This is a genomic window from Paraburkholderia sp. SARCC-3016, assembly GCF_031119615.1.
Classification (GTDB): Bacteria; Pseudomonadota; Gammaproteobacteria; order Burkholderiales; family Burkholderiaceae; genus Paraburkholderia.
On sequence record NZ_JAVHZD010000024.1, the window covers coordinates 83,889 to 97,972 of the forward strand.

A 14,084-nucleotide genomic window follows, 5' to 3' on the forward strand; every position below is an offset into this window, starting at 1 on the left:
TAGGAACATGAAGCATCTCCAGCATCCTGCTCCCGTGCCTGCCGACGAACCCATGCTTTACGGACGTGTCGCCGAAGCGCGCGGCGTGGTCGTGCGGGCGGTCGGCGTATCGTTGCGGATCGGCGAAATGGTGCGTCTCGTGCGGCCCGATACGCTCGATATGCAGATCGGCGAAGTAGTCGGCTTCACCGACGATGGCGCGCTCGTGATGCCGCTCGACGGTCTCGCGGGTTTATCGAATATCACCCAAGTGCATGGATGCGGCCTCGCGTGGGGCAGATTCGATCCGCTCGATCTGCTGGGCCGCACCGTCGATGGACTCGGACGGCCGCTCGATCGTGGCCCTGCGTTGCGCGAGGCGAGTGCCGCCGCGCAAGGCGGCGCGCCGCTCGCCAGCATCAATCCGCTCGAGCGGCCCGTCATTGCGAAGCCGTTTGTGACGGGCGTGCGTGCGATCGATGCGCTGCTCACGTGCGGCGTCGGGCAGCGTGTCGGCATTTTCGCGCCGGCCGGCGGCGGCAAAAGCACGCTGATGGGAATGATCGCGAACGGCGCCGATGTCGATGCGATCGTCGTCGCGCTGATCGGCGAGCGCGGGCGTGAAGTCTCCGAGTTCATTCACGATCATTTGTCGCAGCGGCGCGATACGTCGATCGTCGTTGCGTCGACGTCGGAGCGGCCCGCGGCGGAACGGCTCAAGGCTGCCGAACTCGCCTGCGAAGTCGCGAGCGGATTGCGCGCGAGCGGGCGCCGCGTGCTGCTGCTGTTCGACTCGTTGACGCGCTATGCGCGCGCCTTGCGCGAAGTCGGCCTCGCGGTCGGCGAGCCGCCCGTGCGGCGCGGCTATCCGCCGCGCGTGTTCGCCGAGCTGCCGAAGCTCATCGAATCGGCGGGTTTGACGCAGGAAGGCAGTGTGACCGCGTTTTTCACCGTGCTCGCCGAAGACGAAGAGTCGTCCGATCCGATCGCCGAAGAAGCGCGCTCGCTGCTCGACGGGCATATCCAGTTGTCGAGCAAGCTCGGCGGCGCCGGGCACTATCCGGCCGTCGACATCCTGAAGAGCAAGAGCCGCGTGATGACGCGTGTGACCGACGTGGCGCATCGCCAGCATGCGGACCGCGTGCGCGGATGGATGAGCCGTTATCAGGAACTGGAACTGCTGCTGCAGATCGGCGAATACCAGCGCGGCAGCGACGCGGCGAGTGATCTCGCCATCGACCGGTATCCGGAGATCGTGCGCTTTCTGCGGCAGCGTTACGACGAGCATTGCGAGGCGGAGGCGACGCGCTCGATGCTTCGCGCGCTATGCGGTGCCGCGCCGGTGCGATGAGCGACGCGAAGCGCAACGCGGAACTATGGCACCTGCTTGCCCGGGTGCGGGCGTTGCGGCTCGAGCGCCGGCGGCGTGCGCTCAATGCGGCGCGCGACGGGTTGCATCAGGCCGATGCGCGGCTCGAACAGCGCCGCGAAGAAATCAGGCGTCATGACGCGCAGCGCGAATCGATCCTGCAATCGTGCGGCCACGATAAACGCGGCGGGCGGCTGTGGCGTGATGCGTTGCGCTGGCACGACGATCGCACGCCGGAACTGCATCGCGCACTTGCGTACGCGATTCGCGAGCGGTCGGTTGCCGCCGATCAGGTGACGAAGGCTTCGACGCAACTGCAGCGGGAGACGATCGGGCGCGACGATGCGTTCGAGCGTGCGCGGCGCTTCAAGGCGGCGTTGCTCGATCGCGACTGATCGATGCAGCCATCGCATGCGATGCGTGCCGTTGCAGAGCGTGCCGGATCGGTCTTTCTCTGAAAGGAGCAGCCGGCCGGTGCCACGGTCGCCCCGGCCGGCACGGGCGAGGAAAGGAAAGGGAAGCGCACCAGCCAGTCTGCCCCTTCTTCCCGCCCGATTGATGCATGGGTAGCCGATGCGGATTTATACGACCTGTTGACCCGTCTTCTGGTCGATGATCTTGTCATCCTTAGGTACCGCCTTCTGCGCGGTGTTCGCGGTGTTTCTCATCTGTGCGATTTCGCCATTGTCGGTGACCTCGCGGAACGAGACCTTTGCCTTGTCGCTCGGGCTCAGATGTTCGCCCACAAAGACCTGCTGGCTCCCTTTGGGTTCGTAGATGACGCGATTCATATGAGGCGGCGCGCTACCGCTCGATTGCTTCGTTTCCGGGTCCATGGTCACGCGCATATCTTTCGTGTCGAGGCTCAGCGGCTTCGAGAAGTCGGCCTTCGATTCCTTGCCGTTGACCTTGATAATGCCGTGCGGATCGCCCCAGCCGGTGAATTCGACGTCATTGCCGCCGACCTTCATTTTGGTCGTAGCCTTGTCTTTGCTGAGTTCGCTATGCGTATTGCCGATGTCGACGTTGAGCTTGTTGCCGTTCTGCGAGACGACCGGCGCTACCCTGTTCCGATCGTCGCTATCGTGGCGCGTGCCCTTGCGGAAGTCGTTATGGTAGTGGTCCGGCACGTTGTTGAAGCCCTTCGGTCCGGACTGCTGGAACGAGGTATACGACGTTTTCACCGTCGTGCCCTGCGGCGTGCGGGAAATTTCGCGCTGGTACTGAGTCATCGATGTATTGCGTTGCGCGGTGCCGTACGGGCTGAATGGCTGCGTGTTACCGAAGGGCATCTGCTGCGGATAGATACCGGGTCGATTGTGCGCACCGAATGAACCTGACGAGCCGAACGGCGAAATGAACGGCGAATTGAAGGGCGAATTGAACGGCGAACCGAACGAACCGAACGAACCGAACGAACCGAACGAAGAGCGGGACGTGTTTGCCGACTTCGCCGCATTCCATAAGTTGTTGTTGTTGTTGTTGCTGTTGTACGACTGAACCGTACGCATATCGATCGTTGCTTGCATGTGCGAATCCTCTAACAGGACAATGCGTTGAATGAAGAACTTATGATGTGCAGGATGCGCCGGCGCGCACGCGCGCGCACCGTCGATTCCGCATGCAGAGTCTAGGGTCGAAGCAACGCACAAGGGCACTACATACGTAGTGCTACGGGATCGCACACGCATTTACAGATTCGCTGCAAAAAAACAGGCCCGCGTGTTACAAGCGGGCCTGCGTTATCGCTGCGCGAAGCGGATGCGCTACTGCACATTCACCGCCGTAAGGTTCTGTCGCCCGAACGCGCTCACCTGATAGCCGCTTACGTTGCTCGTCGTAATTGCGGTGGCAGTGGGGTAGCCGAGCGGAATCCATAACGCGGCATCGTGAATGATCTGCTGCGCCGCTTCATACGCTTTCGTACGCTTCGACTGATCGGACGTGCGCCTGCCCTGGTCGATGAGCTTGTCGAGGTCCTGATCGCAGAAGCGCGAGAAGTTAATGCCCGACTTCACGCCGTTGCAGCTGAAAAGCGGCGTCAGATAATCGTCGGGGTCGCCGTTGTCGCCGGCCCAGCCCATGAATAGCGTGTCGTGCTGGCCCTGCTTCGCATCGCGAATCAGTTCGCCCCATTCGATCACCCGGACGTCGGCTTTCACGCCGATCTTCGCAAAGTCCGCCTGCAACAGTTCCGCGCCGGCCTTCGGGTTTGGATTCAGCGAACTGCCCGTGGGGCGTACCCAGATCGTCGTCGAAAAGCCGTTCGGATAGCCGGCGTCGGCCAGCAGTTTCTTTGCTTTCGCAATGTCATAGGGCCACGGCTTCACGGCCTTGTCGTAGCTCCATGTATTCGGCGGATACGGATTGACCGCGGGCATCGCGGTGTCGTTGAACACCACTTTCAGGTAGGTTGCGCGATCGAACGCCATGTTCAGCGCCGCGCGTACTTTCTGGTTATCGAGCGGCTTCTTCTCGGTGTTCAGCGCGACGAAGGCGGTCATGAACGCCGGCGTCTGCACGACCTTCAGCGACTTGTCCTTTTTCGCCGCGGCAATATCCTCCGGTTTCGGCGACAGCGCGATCTGGCATTCGCCGGCCTTCACCTTCTGCGCACGCACGGCCGCGTCGGGCGTAATCGCGTAGATCAGGCGGTCGACCTTCGGCTTCGGCCCCCAGTAATTCGGATTCACGTCGTAGCGGATCACCGCGTCCTTCGTATAGCTCTTCAGCATGAACGGGCCGGTGCCGATCGGCTTCGCGTTCAGGTCGGTCGGCTTGCCGGCTTTGAGCAGCTGGTCCGCGTACTCGGCCGAATAGATCGAGGAAAAGCCCATCGACAGCACCGACAGAAACGGGGCGTCGGGTTCGCTCAGTTCGATTTTGACGGTCTGGTTGTCGACCTTCGTGATCGACTTGACGAGCTTCGTCAGCCCCATCGATTGGGCGTGCGGAAAGCCGTTTGCACCCACGACCTTGTGCCACGGGTTGCTGTCGTCGAGCATGCGGCTGAATGTGAAGACGACGTCGTCGGCGTCGAGCGGCCGCGTCGGCTTGAAGTAGCTGGTGGTCTGGAATTGCACGTTCGGGCGCAGATGGAACGTGTACGTGAGTCCGTCGGCGCTGATCTCCCATTTGTCGGCAAGGCTCGGCACGACTTTCCTCGACGCCTCGTCAAACCCGACGAGCGTGTTGAAGATCACGTCGGCCGAGGCATTGGTCGTGACGAGCGAATTGAACTGGACGACGTCGAAGCCGTCGGGGCTCGCTTCGGTGCAGACGGTCAGCGGCTTCGCGACTGCGAGCGTGGGCGAAGCGAGCAGCACGGTGGCGGATACGGCAACAGCGACGGCGGCAGCAGAGGCAGCGGACGGCATTAAACGCATGACATCTCCCGGAACGGTCGTAATCAGGTAACGCGGCTTGCAGGTTTATTACGTGGTTCGGCGAACGGCGAAAACGTCGCGAATCGCGCAAGCTTATCGAACGGTCGTTGCGGCGACAACCACGCTTTGAGCGGCGCGTATTGGACACACCGGTATCGTCGCATGGCGCGCGCTTTACTGCCCTGAAGCATAGCGCTGCAGGTAGCCGATGCCTTCGATTGCGCGCGAGCCGTACCACGACACCTGTTCGCCGTCGATCAGTTCGATGCGCTTGCCCGTCGGTTTGCCGGCCGCCTGGAGCGCTTGCGCGAGCGCGTCGCAATGCGATTGCGTGAAGCGGTAAGGTTCGGTCGACAGCAGTATGCGGTCGACGTCGTCGAGCCACGGCGCGTCGAGCTCGAAGGCCGGATAACGCCGGGCGCCCGCAGGGCCGCCATCGACGGCCGGCAGCGTCTGCCAGTTCACGAGACGCAGCACCGCGGAGATGTACGTATCGCGCGCGACGGTCATCCATGGGTCGCGCCAGATCGCATACAGCACACGTTGCGACGGCCAGTCGCGCGCTCCGATCGCATCGAGCTGTTCGTTCAACGCCTGGCCAAGGCGGCGCGCCGCATCCTCGCGCCGGAAGATCGTGCCGAGCAACGCGAATAGCGCGAGATTATGTTCGGGCGCGAGCGGATGCGTGACGATGATATGCGGGACGAACGCGCGCAAGGCATCGACGGTCGTCCGTTCGTTTTCGTCGATATTGACGATCGCATGCGTCGGCTTCAGCGCCCGCACGGCATCGATGCGCACGGACTTCGTGCCGCCCACTTTGGGCACCGCGCGCACACGTTCTCGCGGATGCACGCAAAAGCCGGTGCGGCCGACAATCTGTCGATCGAGGCCGAGCGCGAACAGCAGTTCAGTGATGCTCGGGACCAGCGAGACGATGCGTGCATCGTCGCCCGCCGGGGTGTGTCCGATTCCGGCTGCATCGACTGTCTGCTCGTTCATGGCCGGTTCCGTCGATGGTGGGGGGGCGAGGTGCGCCTCGCGTTTATCGCTCGTGGCTCGTGGCGTGTCGCTTGCCGCTTGCCGCTTGTCGCTTGTCGCGCGCCGCCGGCTTTGGCGGCGGCGTTGCGACTGTCATTGCCGCAGTCGGTGCCGTTGCTGCTGCCGCGGCCTCCGGCCGTGACGTCGCTAGCCGGCTCCGGAGCGCGGCTTGTGCGGCGCCTTCTTCATCGCCGCATCGTAAAGCCAGCGCGGCAACGCATGCAACATCATCGCGACGAAGCGCATCTGCCACGGCAGCACGACGTAGCGCTTCTTCCGTTCGATCGCATGGGCGGCTTCGCGCGCGAATCGCTCGACATCCATCAGGAACGGCATGGAGTACGGGTTGTGTGCCGTCATCGGTGTGCGAATGAAGCCGGGCGCGATCGTCACGACCGAGACGCCGCGTGGCCGCATCTCGACGCGCAGGGCTTCGAGATACGTGCGCGCCGCGGCTTTCGATGCGCTATAGGCGCCCGAACCGGGCAGGCCACGTACGCCCGCGACGCTCGAGATACCGACGAGCGTGCCTTTGTGCGCAGCGGCCATTTCGGCCGCGAACGGCTCGAAGGTGGCGACCATGCCGTAATAGTTGGTATCCATCACGTCGCGAAACGCCTGCAGATCGCCGAGACCGGTGACCGTGCCGCGGCTTACGCCGGCATTCGCGATCACGATATCGGGGCAGCCATGCTTCGCGAAAAAGTCTTGCGTGGCAGCCGCGAGCGCGTCCGCATCGCGGACGTCGGCGGCATAGATCAGGATGGAGTGCTCGGGATGGGCGTCGCGGAAACGCTCGAGCGCGTCCTTGCGCCGTGCGACGAGGCCGAGAATCGCGCCGCGCCGCACGTATTCGGCTGCGAGCGCGAGGCCGATGCCGCTCGATGCGCCGGTAATGAAGACCTTTTGTGGTGAGCCCATATACCGGCGCCTCCGAGGATCGCCCCGGTGATTACATCTTCTTCGCGCGAACCTGGCCGACGAGGTAGTCGAGCACCTGGATCGTGCCGGGCAGGCTGTCGGTTTGCGCCGGGCCCGTTTCATACTTGCCCTGAATCGCGAGCGTCGGCACGCCGTCGATCTTGTAGTCTTCGAGCAGCTTCTTGTCGCGCTGCAGCGCCGTTTGCGTCGAGAACGAGTTGTACGCGTCCATATACTTCTTCGGGTCGACGCCATTCTTCGCGAGGAATTTCGCCTGATCTTCCGGCGTCAGCAGGTAGTCCTTGTTGACGTGGATTTCGTGGAAGATCTTCGGCGTCAATTCCTGCGCGAGGCCGAGCGCGTCGACGGCGTGGTACATCTTCGAATGCGGGATGAAGTCGTCGCGGAAGGCGACCGGCACGCGCTTGAATACGACGTCGGGGCCCTGCTTCTTGATCCAGTCTTCGAGGTACGGGTCGAACTCGTTGCAGTGCGGGCAGCCGTACCACATGAACTCGATCACTTCGATCTTGCCGGCCGGCACTTCGACCGGCTGCGGCGACGACAACACCGTGTAGTCCTTGCCGGAGACCGGCGCGGTGGGGCTGGCGCTTGCCGCGCCAGCGATGAGACCGAACGAGAGGCAAAGAAGGCTAAGCAGCTTTTTCATGTCTTGTGATCCCAATCGGGAAGTAGCGGTGACGGTTGAACGGAGGCGTCAGGGGCCTGTCACCGTGAGCGCTGAGACGGACGGCAGGCTTTCGCCGTGATGAGACTACGCGTGCGCGCCGAAGGTTCAAGCCGTTCAGGCCGGGTTGGCCGGGTTGGCCTGATTCGAGCGGCGCGCACGCAATAAGCGATAAAGCGGGTTACAGCGGTTACGGCGGGTTACTGCTTCGTAAAGCGGATCACGGCAGTGTCGATGCCCGCGTCGGAGAGGCGCTGACGCGTGCTGTTCATGTCTTCGAACTTGGCGAACGGCCCGATCCGTACGCGATAGTACGTGATACCGCCCGCATCGCGCTGCGTCACCTTCGATTCGAAACCCTGGAACGCAAGCCGTGCGCGCTGCTGTTCGGCGTCCGCGGCGGTCTTGTACGCGCCGACCTGCAGCAGATAGCCGGTGTTCGCGTCGGCCGCGGACGGCGGCGCCGATGTGCCGGGCTTGGCCGGCGGCGGGACATTCGCAACCGTGGCGCCCGGTGTGGCGTTCGGCGCGCTGCTCGCAGGCTTCTTTGCGCCCGCAACCGCGGCCGCCGACGGGTTGCTGCCGGCCACGCCCGGTGCGGCCGCCGAAGCGCCGCCCGCCGCGGGCGGCACTTCGACGATCTGCGGTTCTTCGAGGATGCCCGACGATTGCGTCTGATTGTTGGTCTGGCCAGGCGCCGTGTTCGGCGGCGCGGGCTGGGCCGCTTGCGGCACCGGCTGGCCTGGGCTCTTGCCCTGCAGCGCCCGGTTCGGATCGTATTGCGGCTGGCTTGCGCCGGCATCGGATGCGGCAGGCGGCGCCACTTTCGCGACGAACGGCGTCGGCGCGCGCGTGATGTACAGCGCGACCACCACCGCGATCGCCAGACCGACGATCAGGCCCAGCACGATGCCGAGAAACGTTCCCCCGGATTGCTTCGACTGCTTCGTTGTGCGGCGTGGCTTTGCCATTGTCTGAATCACCTGCAAAAGGAAAACTTGAATGACCGTCGATTATAGCGACCGCGGCGATGCCGGCTGTCTGTGCCGCCGCGCCGCCGCGTGGCAACGGTCGCGCGTTATGGGCGCGCGTTATGGTCGCATAAGCGGCTTGCGCGGGCGAGTCGAATTTACATCTTCGAGGGGGCCGACACGCCGATGATCGCAAGCCCGTTTGCCAGCACCTGGCGCGTGGCTGCGAGCAGCGCAATGCGCGCGTTGCGCACTGCTTCGTCGTCGACCAGAACGCGCTCGGCATTGTAGAACGAGTGAAATTCACCCGCGAGGTCGCGCAGATAGAACGCGACCGCGTGCGGCGCGAGTTCGTCTGCTGCTTGCGTGAGCAGGTCGGGGAACTCGGCGAGCTTCTGCAACAGGGCCATCGCGCGTTCGCTCGAGAGCGGCGCGAGATCGGCCGACGGCAGCAGCGCTTCGTCGGCGACAAAGCGCGACTTCCATTCGCCGAGCACCGAGCAGATTCGCGCGTGCGCGTACTGCACGTAGTAGACGGGGTTTTCGTCGTTCTGCTTGAGCGCGAGATCGATGTCGAACACGAACTGCGTGTCGGCCTTGCGCGAGATCAGGAAGAAGCGCACCGCATCGCGGCCGCGGCGAATCGTCTCTTCGTCGATCAGATCCGGTGCGGCTTCCTGGCCAGGCGTCGCGCCGCCCGACCATTCGATCAGGTCGCGCACCGTCACGTAGCTGCCCGCGCGCTTCGAAATCTTCACTTCCTGGCCGTCGCGCATCACCGTGACCATCTTGTGCAGCACGTAGTCGGGGTAGCCCTTCGGAATGCCGATGCCGAGACCCTGCAGGCCGGCGCGCACGCGCGCGACGGTGCCGTGGTGATCCGAGCCCTGGACGTTGATTACCTTCGTGAAGCCGCGCTGCCACTTCGTGACGTGGTAGGCGACATCGGGCACGAAGTACGTGTACGTGCCGTCTTTCTTGCGCATCACGCGGTCTTTGTCGTCGCCGTCGTCGGTGGTGCGCAGCCACAGCGCGCCGTCTTCCTCGAAGGTCTTGCCGGCCGCCACGAGCGCCTCGACCGTCTGCGCGACGCGGCCTTCCTTGTACAGCGACGATTCGAGGTAATACTGATCGAACTCGACGCCGAACGCCTGCAGGTCCATGTCCTGTTCGTGGCGCAGATACGCGACCGCGAAGCGGCGGATCGCGTCGAGATTTTCGATGTCGCCCGCGCCTGTGACCGGCTCGCCGTCGCGTGCCGAAACGGTCTCGCCGTTCAGGTAGTCGCGTGCGATATCGGCGATGTATTCGCCGGCGTATGAATTCTCCGGCCAGCCCGCGTCGCCGGGTTTCAGGCCGCGCGCGCGCGCCTGCGTCGAGATGGCGAGCGTCTGGATCTGCACGCCTGCATCGTTGTAGTAGAACTCGCGATGCACGTTCCAGCCCTGCGACTCGAGCAGGCTCGACAGCGCGTCGCCGAGCGCCGCCTGGCGGCCGTGGCCGACGTGCAGCGGCCCGGTCGGGTTCGCGGACACAAATTCGACGAGCACGCGCTTTCCTGCTTCGCGCTGCGAACGGCCGAACGCTTCGTTCTGCGCGAACACCTCGCGTACGACAGCTTGCTTCGCGGCGGCCGCGATACGCAGATTGATGAAGCCAGGCCCCGCGACTTCGGCGCTATCGACGAGGCCTGATGCCTGCGGATGCGCGAGCACCGCATCGACGATCTGCTGCGCAAGCTGGCGCGGATTGGCGCGCAGCGGCTTGGCCAGCTGCATCGCGACGTTGCATGCGATGTCGCCGTGCGCGGCGACCTTCGGGCGTTCGAGGGTGATCGTCGGCGTGACGAATGCGGCCTCGGCGGCGCCTTCGCTGGCCGTTGCGATCTGCTTCACGGTGTCGGCGAGCAGGGTTTCGAGAATATGTTTATGTGCAGGCAGCATGCTTGTTGCGTGTCCAGTGAGGCAGTCGGGTCAGACGAGATTGCGTTGGATGCGTGTACGCGCACCACGGCGCGCTCATTCCATCAGGACGGATTTTAGCAGGTGCTAATATGTCCAATTAGGTGCCCGGTCGGGACGAGGCGCGCCGGCGCGGCTGTTATAGCGTACGAGAAGCGCCTCGTGGCATCGCGCAATAGCCTGCGCAAGTACCGGCAGGTGCGCCGCGCAGCGCCGCTTTGCCAGTCGCCGCCGAGGGAGAGATCAACAAAACGAAAAGGGAACAGTCATGCTGATTACTTTCAAGTGTCGTGCCGCGCCGGACGTGATGATGTTGGAGAATCTGGCCCAATATCTCGTCGGCATCGTCGGCAAGCAGCTCGGTCAACGCGGCGTCATCACGCATGACGAACTCGGCGACGCGATTACGAAGCTCGAAGCGGCCATCGTCACCGACAAAAAGGAGCGTGCCGAACATGACGGCCACTTCCATGAAGGCGAAGAAGGGCACGACCCGCACGAAATCCCGATCGGACTCGCGCAACGCGCTTATCCGTTTCTCGACATGCTGCGCGCGGCGCAGAAAGAGAACGCGGATATCGTCTGGGGGATCTGAGCCGCGCCGGTTGCGGCGCATCGCGAATGCGCCGTGTGCTGCGTTCGCAGCGTTGCTTGTGTCATAGAAAAGCCCGCCTTGCAGCATATTGCGGCGCGGCAGTCGGCGCGGATGCCCCTTGCTTCGCCTTGTGTTTCGGCTTTTTCACATGCTGTTGCGTCGGCGGCGAATACGAGCTCGCCGAACTCGCCCCGCCTTGTGCAAACGCCGGCGCAGCAGCGGCGGCAAGCGAAACGGCCATCCACATCAGCGACAGCTTCTTCATACGATTTTCTCCGGGACGGTTGCCAGTAAAATGCCGCGCGTTGTTGCCGACGCGTTCGGCGTCATCAAGCAGCCGCAGTTTACAAAGCCGAAAACCCGATCGCCGGAAATATTCGGTGTTTGCGCGCCGATATAGTGGACGCGCGAGTGCGAGTCAAAGCAGAGGCGCCAGTGCGCGCTGCGCATCGGCCTTCGAGAGCGCCATACGCCGTGCGTAGTCGTCCAGCTGATCTTCGCCGATCTTGCCGACCGAGAAGTACGTGCTGTCCGGGTGCGCGAGATAGAAGCCCGATACGCTCGCGGCAGGCAGCATCGCGAGCGACTCGGTCACGCTCATGCCGATCTCGCCGGCCTGCAGCACCTCGAACATGTCGCGCTTGACCAGATGGTCGGGGCACGCGGGGTAGCCGGGCGCGGGACGAATGCCGCGGTATTTCTCGTCGATCATCTCGTCGTTCGACAGCGATTCGGCCGACGCGTAACCCCACAGGTCGCGCCGCACGCGCGCATGCATCGCTTCGGCGAACGCTTCGGCGAAGCGGTCCGCCAGCGCCTTCAGCATGATCGCGCTGTAGTCGTCGTGGTCCTTTTCGAACTGCTTTTCCTTCACGTCGACGCCAAGCCCCGCCGTGACCGCGAACAGGCCGATATAGTCGGCCACGCCCGAGTCTTTCGGCGCGATGAAGTCCGCGAGCGACCGGTTCGGCCGCATCACGCCGTCGACCACGGGACGCTCGCTCTGCTGGCGCAGATTGCGCCACGTGAGCGCGATTTCGCTGCGCGATTCGTCGGTGTAGATTTCGATGTCGTCGTCGTTGACGGTGTTGGCCGGCAGCAGCGCGATCACGCCGTTCGCAGTCAGCCAGCGGCCCTGTATGAGCCGCGCGAGCATCGATTTCGCGTCCGAAAACACGCGCCGCGCCGATTCGCCGACGATCTCGTCGTTCAGAATGGCCGGGTACTTCCCGGCCAGATCCCAGGTCTGGAAGAACGGCGTCCAGTCGATGTAGTTCGCGAGTTCGTTCAGATCGTAATTCCTGAACACGCGGCGTCCGATGAACTTCGGTTTGACCGGATGGTACGCGCTCCAGTCGATCTTCGTTCTGTTCGCGCGCGCCTGGGCGAGCGTGACCATCGGCTGCGCTTTCCGGTTCGCGTGCTGTTGACGGATGCGGTCGTAATCGGACTTCAGTTCGTCGAGATACTTCGCGGCGCCTTCATCGGACAGCAGGCTCGATGCAACCGACACGGAACGCGAGGCATCGGGCACATAGACGACCGGTCCTTCGTAGTTCGGCGCAATCTTGACGGCCGTATGCACGCGCGAGGTCGTCGCGCCGCCGATCAGCAGCGGAATCTTCCTGATGCGGAAGTAGTCGTCGCGCTGCATCTCCGACGCGACGTAGGCCATCTCTTCGAGGCTCGGCGTAATGAGCCCGGACAGCCCGACGATGTCCGCGCCTTCCACTTTCGCCTTCGCGAGAATGTCGTTGCACGGGACCATCACGCCCATGTTGACCACTTCGAAGTTGTTGCACTGGAGCACGACCGACACGATGTTCTTGCCGATGTCGTGCACGTCGCCCTTCACGGTGGCGATGACGATCTTGCCTTTCGCGCGCACGTCGCCGCCGGCCGCGGCCAGCTGCTTCTTTTCTTCCTCGATGAACGGAATCAGGTGCGCGACAGCCTGCTTCATCACGCGCGCCGACTTCACGACCTGCGGCAGGAACATCTTGCCCTGACCGAACAGGTCGCCGACGATATTCATGCCGTCCATCAGCGGCCCTTCGATCACGTTGATCGGCCGGCCGCCGTTCGCGGCGATCTGCGCGCGTGCCTCTTCGGTATCGTCGACGATGAAATTCGTGATGCCGTGCACGAGCGCGTGCGCAAGGCGCTTTTCGACTGGCTGATTGCGCCACTCGAGGTTTTCTTCCTTCTTCGCGGCGCCGGTCTTGAACTTGTCGGCGATCTCGAGCAGCCGGTCGGTCGCATCGTCGCGGCGGTTCAGCACGACGTCTTCGACGCGCTCGCGCAACTCGGCGTCGAGGTCCGCATAGACGCCGAGCTGCCCCGCGTTGACGATGCCCATATCCATCCCGGCCTGAATCGCGTGATAGAGGAACACCGTGTGAATCGCTTCGCGCACCGGGTCGTTGCCGCGGAATGAGAACGACACGTTCGACACGCCGCCGCTCACCTTCGCATAGGGCAGGTTCTGCTTGATCCAGCGCGTCGCATTGATGAAATCGACCGCGTAGTTGTTGTGTTCTTCGATGCCGGTCGCGACGGCAAAGATGTTCGGGTCGAAGATGATGTCTTCGGGCGGAAAGCCGACTTCGTTGACGAGCACGTCATACGAACGCTTGCAGATTTCGGTCTTGCGCTCGAACGTGTCGGCCTGGCCTTTTTCGTCGAATGCCATGACGACGGCCGCGGCGCCGTAACGCCGGATCAGCCTTGCATGATGAACGAACGCTTCCTTGCCTTCCTTCAGCGAAATCGAGTTGACGATCGCTTTGCCCTGCACGCACTTCAGGCCCGCTTCGATGACTTCCCACTTCGACGAGTCGATCATGATCGGCACGCGCGCGATGTCAGGTTCCGACGCGATCAGATTCATGAAGCGCACCATCGCCGCCTTCGAATCGAGCATCGCCTCGTCCATGTTGATGTCGATGACCTGCGCGCCGTTCTCGACCTGCTGGCGCGCGACCGCGAGCGCTTCGTCGAACTGCCCGTTGAGAATCATCCGGGCGAAGGCCTTCGAGCCCGTTACGTTGGTACGTTCGCCGACATTGATGAAAAGCGTTCCGGACGTGACGTTGAACGGTTCGAGGCCCGAAAGGCGCAGCGTATGGTCGGTCATGGCTTGCAGGAGTGCGTGAGTTGGCGTCGTAGGCGAA

Annotated in this window: 12 protein-coding genes; 3 read left to right on the forward strand and 9 right to left on the reverse strand. The window is 63.4% G+C overall.

Annotated features, from left to right (window positions below; all coding sequences use genetic code 11):
* Positions 1-7: 7 nt before the first annotated feature.
* The gene (locus tag QYH69_RS23440; protein ID WP_308834128.1) at positions 8-1,330 is read left to right on the forward strand and encodes a FliI/YscN family ATPase; all 1,323 of its coding nucleotides are present in this window, start codon (positions 8-10) and stop codon (positions 1,328-1,330) included.
* On the forward strand, positions 1,327-1,743 hold the full coding sequence (locus QYH69_RS23445; protein WP_308834129.1) for a hypothetical protein: 417 nt from the start codon (positions 1,327-1,329) through the stop codon (positions 1,741-1,743). The genes QYH69_RS23440 and QYH69_RS23445 overlap by 4 nt, the downstream gene beginning before the upstream one ends.
* Positions 1,744-1,929: 186 nt before the next feature.
* Here QYH69_RS23445 and QYH69_RS23450 read toward each other — a convergent pair whose 3' ends face one another.
* The 7 genes from QYH69_RS23450 to argS all read right to left on the reverse strand — a co-directional run bounded on the left by QYH69_RS23450 (position 1,930) and on the right by argS (position 10,298).
* A complete protein-coding gene (locus QYH69_RS23450; RefSeq protein WP_308834130.1) occupies positions 1,930-2,877 on the reverse strand; it encodes a hypothetical protein in 948 nt (315 codons plus the stop codon).
* 237 nt (positions 2,878-3,114) lie between these two features.
* On the reverse strand, positions 3,115-4,725 hold the full coding sequence (locus QYH69_RS23455) for an ABC transporter substrate-binding protein (RefSeq protein ID WP_308834174.1): 1,611 nt from the start codon (positions 4,723-4,725) through the stop codon (positions 3,115-3,117).
* A 183-nt stretch (positions 4,726-4,908) separates the two neighbouring features.
* Complete coding sequence (locus QYH69_RS23460; RefSeq protein ID WP_308834131.1) at positions 4,909-5,736, reverse strand: helical backbone metal receptor; 828 nt, start codon at positions 5,734-5,736, stop codon at positions 4,909-4,911.
* A gap of 186 nt (positions 5,737-5,922) precedes the next feature.
* Positions 5,923-6,696, reverse strand: a complete 774-nt coding sequence (locus QYH69_RS23465; RefSeq protein WP_308834132.1) for an SDR family oxidoreductase — start codon at positions 6,694-6,696, stop codon at positions 5,923-5,925.
* 31 nt (positions 6,697-6,727) lie between these two features.
* Positions 6,728-7,366, reverse strand: coding sequence for a thiol:disulfide interchange protein DsbA/DsbL (locus QYH69_RS23470; RefSeq protein WP_308834133.1), 639 nt, complete (start codon positions 7,364-7,366; stop codon positions 6,728-6,730).
* Between the two features lie 218 nt (positions 7,367-7,584).
* Positions 7,585-8,373: an SPOR domain-containing protein gene (locus QYH69_RS23475; RefSeq protein ID WP_308834134.1), complete on the reverse strand. Its 789-nt coding sequence runs from the start codon at positions 8,371-8,373 to the stop codon at positions 7,585-7,587.
* Positions 8,374-8,513: 140 nt separating this feature from the next.
* Positions 8,514-10,298, reverse strand: coding sequence for an arginine--tRNA ligase (gene argS / locus QYH69_RS23480; RefSeq protein WP_308834135.1), 1,785 nt, complete (start codon positions 10,296-10,298; stop codon positions 8,514-8,516).
* Positions 10,299-10,584: 286 nt separating this feature from the next.
* On the opposite strand from argS, the gene QYH69_RS23485 reads away from it, so the two are divergent.
* A complete protein-coding gene (locus QYH69_RS23485) occupies positions 10,585-10,911 on the forward strand; it encodes a DUF1840 domain-containing protein (RefSeq protein WP_075155624.1) in 327 nt (108 codons plus the stop codon).
* A gap of 61 nt (positions 10,912-10,972) precedes the next feature.
* Here QYH69_RS23485 and QYH69_RS23490 read toward each other — a convergent pair whose 3' ends face one another.
* Together QYH69_RS23490 and metH are read right to left on the reverse strand one after the other, a co-directional pair.
* Positions 10,973-11,176, reverse strand: a complete 204-nt coding sequence (locus QYH69_RS23490; protein WP_308834136.1) for an acid-shock protein — start codon at positions 11,174-11,176, stop codon at positions 10,973-10,975.
* Between the two features lie 153 nt (positions 11,177-11,329).
* Positions 11,330-14,047 carry a methionine synthase gene (gene metH, locus QYH69_RS23495; RefSeq protein WP_308834137.1) on the reverse strand — a complete coding sequence of 906 codons (2,718 nt, stop codon included), beginning with the start codon at positions 14,045-14,047 and terminating at the stop codon, positions 11,330-11,332.
* Between the last annotated feature and the right edge of the window lie 37 nt (positions 14,048-14,084).

Coding starts and splice junctions, on each gene's coding strand:
- QYH69_RS23440 (WP_308834128.1), top strand. CDS start 8: ATGAAGCATCTCCAGCATCCTGCTCCCGTGCCTGCCGACGAACCCATG.
- QYH69_RS23445 (WP_308834129.1), top strand. CDS start 1,327: ATGAGCGACGCGAAGCGCAACGCGGAACTATGGCACCTGCTTGCCCGG.
- QYH69_RS23450 (WP_308834130.1), bottom strand. CDS start 2,877: ATGCAAGCAACGATCGATATGCGTACGGTTCAGTCGTACAACAGCAAC.
- QYH69_RS23455 (WP_308834174.1), bottom strand. CDS start 4,725: ATGCCGTCCGCTGCCTCTGCTGCCGCCGTCGCTGTTGCCGTATCCGCC.
- QYH69_RS23460 (WP_308834131.1), bottom strand. CDS start 5,736: ATGAACGAGCAGACAGTCGATGCAGCCGGAATCGGACACACCCCGGCG.
- QYH69_RS23465 (WP_308834132.1), bottom strand. CDS start 6,696: ATGGGCTCACCACAAAAGGTCTTCATTACCGGCGCATCGAGCGGCATC.
- QYH69_RS23470 (WP_308834133.1), bottom strand. CDS start 7,366: ATGAAAAAGCTGCTTAGCCTTCTTTGCCTCTCGTTCGGTCTCATCGCT.
- argS (WP_308834135.1), bottom strand. CDS start 10,298: ATGCTGCCTGCACATAAACATATTCTCGAAACCCTGCTCGCCGACACC.
- QYH69_RS23485 (WP_075155624.1), top strand. CDS start 10,585: ATGCTGATTACTTTCAAGTGTCGTGCCGCGCCGGACGTGATGATGTTG.
- QYH69_RS23490 (WP_308834136.1), bottom strand. CDS start 11,176: ATGAAGAAGCTGTCGCTGATGTGGATGGCCGTTTCGCTTGCCGCCGCT.
- metH (WP_308834137.1), bottom strand. CDS start 14,047: ATGACCGACCATACGCTGCGCCTTTCGGGCCTCGAACCGTTCAACGTC.